Annotated in this window: 5 protein-coding genes; 4 read left to right on the top strand and 1 reads right to left on the bottom strand. The window is 46.2% G+C overall.

All coding sequences use genetic code 11. From position 1 onward, the window contains the following. Positions 1-333: 333 nt before the first annotated feature. A complete protein-coding gene (rfbD, locus tag ACQY26_RS05755) occupies positions 334-1,182 on the bottom strand; it encodes a dTDP-4-dehydrorhamnose reductase (RefSeq protein WP_428048193.1) in 849 nt (282 codons plus the stop codon). Between the two features lie 222 nt (positions 1,183-1,404). On the opposite strand from rfbD, the gene ACQY26_RS05750 reads away from it, so the two are divergent. From ACQY26_RS05750 to ACQY26_RS05735, 4 genes are all read left to right on the top strand, one after another. Further along, positions 1,405-2,691, top strand: coding sequence for a TolC family protein (locus ACQY26_RS05750; protein ID WP_428048192.1), 1,287 nt, complete (start codon positions 1,405-1,407; stop codon positions 2,689-2,691). A gap of 2 nt (positions 2,692-2,693) precedes the next feature. Beyond that, on the top strand, positions 2,694-3,848 hold the full coding sequence (locus tag ACQY26_RS05745; protein WP_428048191.1) for an efflux RND transporter periplasmic adaptor subunit: 1,155 nt from the start codon (positions 2,694-2,696) through the stop codon (positions 3,846-3,848). Between the two features lie 17 nt (positions 3,849-3,865). Further along, positions 3,866-4,570, top strand: a complete 705-nt coding sequence (locus ACQY26_RS05740; RefSeq protein WP_428048190.1) for an ABC transporter ATP-binding protein — start codon at positions 3,866-3,868, stop codon at positions 4,568-4,570. Then, positions 4,567-5,270 (top strand): ABC transporter permease (locus ACQY26_RS05735; RefSeq protein ID WP_428048189.1); only part of this gene is annotated, 704 nt, incomplete at its 3' end. The genes ACQY26_RS05740 and ACQY26_RS05735, both read left to right, overlap by 4 nt.

Here is a 5,270-nt window from a genome sequence, read left to right as displayed (position 1 = left end):
AAGTCAACTGTTTTCGTTTTTTAACAAAACGCCCCGACGTACGACACGGCGCAAACAATGGCAAAAAAGTTATGGAACCATTTAGTGACCGAATAAGTTTATATATTGGAGTATAAAGAGAATAAAACTTAACACGAGTTAACAGCGTGAGAGAATTTAAGAAGCGTGATTTTTTATTTTTGAGATGTATTTTGATTTTCTTTGGCGCGAGGTATACCTAGAACGATGGCAACGGAGTTGCCGCGGTATCCAAGTGAGTAAAAAATCAAAATTTACCAAATATTAAAGTCTGCTAGCCGCGAGGCCACAACTTAGCCCGAGTACCCCCCCGGCTTAGTCCGCGTCAATCCTGCCTATGGCCGCCTGCAAAGCATCCCTCCAATAGGCAATCTTAATGCCAAACTCCCTCTTGATTTTTGCTTTGCTCAAAACGGAATAATGCGGACGCTGTGCGGAAGCCGGATACTCCTGCGATTCTATCGGCAGGACCTCGCACTTAAGGCCTTTGAGGCTGACGATTTCCCGCGCGAAGCCGTACCATGAGCACACGCCTTCATTGGCGAAGTTGTAAATCTTTTTAACGCCGTTTTTAACTACAGGTATCATGCCCTCTATTATCGCGGCGAAATCCCCCGCATAAGTAGGCGAGCCTATTTGGTCGTAAATAACTTTTATTTCGTCCTGCTTCTTTGCCAGGGAAATTATCGTTTTTACGAAGTTCGTTCCAAATTCGCTGTAAAGCCAGGAAGTCCTTAAAACAATGCATTGGGGCGCATGTTTAAGCGCAAAAAGTTCGCCTTCAAGCTTAGTCTGCCCGTAGACGGAAAGCGGATGAGGTTTATCGTTTTCCGTATAAGGTTTAAAATTATTGCCGTCAAAAATATAATCGGTTGAAAGCTGTATCATGCCGCAATTATGTTTAGCCGAAGCCATGGCCAAGTTCCTGGCGCCCAAAGCGTTTACGGCATAGGCCTGATCTATATTCTTTTCCGCGGAGTCCACGGCGGTGTATCCGGCCGCGTTTATAACGGTGCTGACGCCGTTTTCCCTTATAATTTTTTCCACGCCGTCATATACGCTGATGTCCAATTCGGCCAAGTCCGTATAGATAACTTTATCCTGCGGAAGAATTTTCCTTAAAGAACGCCCCATTTGTCCGTTTGCGCCGGTAACCAAAATCATATTTTCACCTCATGCTTTACGTTGACTTCCTAAAATAAAATACATTATTATTTCCGTTTTATCAACGGGGTTTTTAACGGGCGGGATTTAAAACGCTTTCTCCCGCCAATTTATTGCATATTTATTTTTTCTCCGTCTGAAAGTTTTTAAAAGCGGGAAACAAAAATCTCCCTTGGGCGCGGCAAACGCTGACAACGCCCCCCAAATTGATAAAATATAATTATGAAAATTAGCAAATACATCTTAATTTTACCGGCCGTTTTGGCCTTGACGCACTCCTCTTTTTGCATGGCTCAGGACGGCATAGCCAAAAACGCCGAACTCAGCCTTGAGGATTGTATAGACATCACTTTAAAGAGCAATCCGGCGATTTCGGCATCTTTCGCCGCTCAGGAAGCGCAAAAGAACAAACTGTCGCAAACCAAATCTTCCTATTTGCCGCAAATTGACGCAAGCGCAAATTACAGCCGCGGGGATTCCAAATCCGAAGAAGGCTGGAAGGGCGCGGACAACAGTTACAGTTCTTCAATCAACGCCAAACAGCTGATTTACGATTTCGGCCAGACGGGGCTTTCCGCCGATATTCAGGAAAATTCTTATTATTCCTCAATAGCGGACACTAAAAACTTAGTAATAAATACCGTTTATGACCTTAAAGAGGCTTATTACGCCACTTTGCTGGCCAAACAGAGCAAAGCCGTTTACGAGCAATCCGTGGAACAGTATCAGGAACAGCTTAAAAGGGCGAAGGCCTACTATCAGGTCGGCACAAGGCCAAAAATCGACGTAACCGCCGCGCAGGTAAATTTAAACAACGCCAAACTTAATTTGATACAGGCGGAAAATTCCTTAAAAAAATCTTATCACGTACTGCTTAACGTGATGGGCGTATATGATCCCAATCCGCAGTTTACCTTAAAAATGGACGATACCCTCCCCGAATTTAAACTTACGGAAGAAGAAGCGCTGGATACCGCCATGCAAAACAGGCAGGATTTGCTTTCTTACAAATTAAAGCTTGAAAGCGCAAGGCAAAACGTTAAACTTTCAAAGACGGGCTATGCGCCTTCCATAAACGCAAGCGGTTCTTACGGCTGGAGCGGCGGGGACTTCCCCCTCTACGACAGGTGGAGCGTCGGTGCGGGCATCTCGATACCGATATTTTCCGGCTTAAGCACCTATAACAAAGTAAAAGAGGCGCAAAACAGCATGCTTGGCGCATATTACAATTTAACTTCCGCGGAGCAGGCGGTTTTGCTGGAAATAAAAAAAGCCTATCTTAACGTGCAGGATTCGCGCTCCAAAATACCCGTAGCGGAAATAACGCGCACTCAGGCGCAGGAAAATTACGAACTCGCCGTAGGGCGTTATAAAGTGGGCGTAGGCAATTACATAGAAGTAAAAGACGCGGAAACCACTTTAAGCGACGCGAAACTTTCTTATATACAGGCCGTATTTGATTATATTCTGTCAATAGCGGCCCTCAACAAAGCCATGGGGATAATATAAAAATGAAAAAAATTATAAAAATACTGGCAGTACTATTAATAGCGGCCGCGGCAGTGTGGCTGGGCTTCAAATTCTTCGGTAAAAACGAAACGCAATTATATAAAACCGAACAGGTCAGAAAAGCGAAAATAGTGGAACAGGTTGAAGCTTCCGGCACAATTAACCCGACGACGGAAACCAGCGTCGGCACTCAGGTTTCCGGCAAGATACAGGAAATACTGGTGGATTACAATTCCATAGTAAAAGAAGGCGATTTGCTGGCCGTTATCGATCCATCCACTTATGAATCCACGGTAGTCCAGCAGGAAGCCAATTTGCTTAAAGTGGAAAGCGAATACAACAATCAGCTCAGGAATTACGAAAGATACAAAAAACTCTATAAGCAGGAACTCGTAGCCAAAAGCGAACTTGACGACGCCGAAACCGCATATTTGCAGGCAAAAGCGCAGGTAGTGCAGGCCCAAGCCACTTTGGACAAAGCCAAAATAGACTTAGGTTATACTCAGATAGTTTCCCCGGTAAACGGAATAGTGATTTCCAAAGAAGTGGAACTCGGCCAAACTGTGGCGGCGAGTTTTAACACTCCCACTTTGTTTTCCGTGGCGGAAGATCTTACCAAAATGCAAATTGAAGTCAATATCTCCGAAGCGGACATCAGCAAAATAGCGGAAGGCCAAGACGTTGATTTTACCGTAGACGCTTACCCCACCACCACTTTCAAAGGCAAAGTGATACAGGTAAGGAACTCCCCGGTTACGACTTCAAACGTGGTAACGTACACCGTAGTGGTATCGGTTGACAACGGCGAACTTAAACTTAAACCCGGCATGACGGCCAACGCCTCCATAATAACCGCCGTGCGCGAAGACGCTTTAAGCGTTTCCAACCAATCGCTTAGATTCGTACCGCCGGCGGAAGCCAAAATCAAAGACGTTTCCCCGGAAGGCAAAAAAGCTTATAAAGGCCAAGGCGTTTGGGTGCAGGATAAAAACACCGGGGAAATAGAGCGTATTGAAGTAACCACAGGCATAACCGACGGCAACAGAACTGAAATCTTAAGCGATAACCTGCCTGAAAACACCGAAATTATCAGCAGTTCCGCGCTTAAGAACGGCTCCAATTCCAAAAACAGAAGAATGGGCCCTCCGGGCTTTTAAACAAGGCGGGAAATAAAATGTCTTTAATCAAGGTCGAACACATTTATAAATCTTATAATCTGGGCGATATTCCGCTCCAGGTGCTTAAAGACGTCAACCTGACCATAGAAAACGGGGAATTCGTCGCGATAATGGGCCCGAGCGGAAGCGGAAAAAGCACTTTCATGAATATGCTGGGCTGTTTGGATAAGCCCAGCGGCGGAAAATATTATCTTGACGGACTGGACATAACGGATTCAACCTTAAGCGAACTGGCCGACATACGATGCCGCAAAATAGGGTTCGTATTCCAAGGGTTCAATCTTCTTTCCAGAACAACCGCTATAGAAAACGTGGAGCTGCCAATGATTTACGCCCGCATACCGGCGCGCGAACGCCGGGAAAAAGCCATAAAAGCCTTGCAGGCCGTCGGCTTGGGCGAAAGGCTTGAACATATGCCAAATCAGCTTTCCGGCGGCCAGCAGCAGCGCGTGGCGATAGCTAGGGCGATAGTCAATGACGCCCCGATAATCTTTGCCGACGAGCCGACCGGCAATTTGGACACTAAAACAAGCATAGAAGTGATGAGCAGTTTTTCCAAATTAAACAGCGAGCACAACAAAACGATTATTCTTGTTACACACGAGCAGGATATAGCCGATTATGCAAAAAGAATAATACGCTTTAAAGACGGGGAATTGGTAAGCGACGTACAAAACCCCAACAGGACCATAGTGCAATGATAGATATCTTTACCATTTTTAAAATCGCCGTAAAAGCGATTTGGACGAACAAACTCCGCTCGGTTCTGACGAGTTTGGGCATTATCATAGGCGTGGCCGCAGTTATCGTTATGCTGGCGGTCGGCGAAGGCGCGAAAAAGAAAATTTCCGACCAAATGTCCAGCATGGGCAGCAATCTGCTTATGATACGCTCCGGCTCGGTAACTTCAAGCGGGGCCAGGGCCGGCCACGGAGCAAAACCGACGCTTACTTTAAACGACGCTTACGAGATAGAAAGAAACGCCAATCACGTAAGCCAAGTGGCGGCCAGCGTAAACGGAACGGGGCAGATAGTTTACGGGAATCAAAACTGGTCTACGCAAGTTCAAGGCACCACGCCTTCTTTGTTCTATATACGCTCGTGGAACGTTGACAACGGCGCATTGTTTACAGATGACGATGTCAGGCAGGGCGCAAGCGTTGCGATACTAGGCGAAACGGTGGTGGAAAATCTTTTCGGGGTGGTTGATCCCATCGGCAAAAATATAAGAATAAACAATATGCCTTTTAAAGTGGTCGGAGTGCTTAAGTCCATGGGGCAGTCGGCTTTCGGCACCGATCAGGACGATACCGTAATAGTGCCGGTAAGCACGGCTTCAAAAAGGCTGTTCGGTTCGGAGTTCCCGGGGACGGTGCAGAACATTATGGTTCAGGCCAACTC

Origin of the sequence: Candidatus Proelusimicrobium excrementi (assembly GCF_937881865.1) — a bacterium.
Lineage (GTDB): Bacteria > Elusimicrobiota > Elusimicrobia > Elusimicrobiales > Elusimicrobiaceae > Proelusimicrobium > Proelusimicrobium excrementi.
This window is presented reverse-complemented; position numbering and strand designations above follow the sequence as displayed.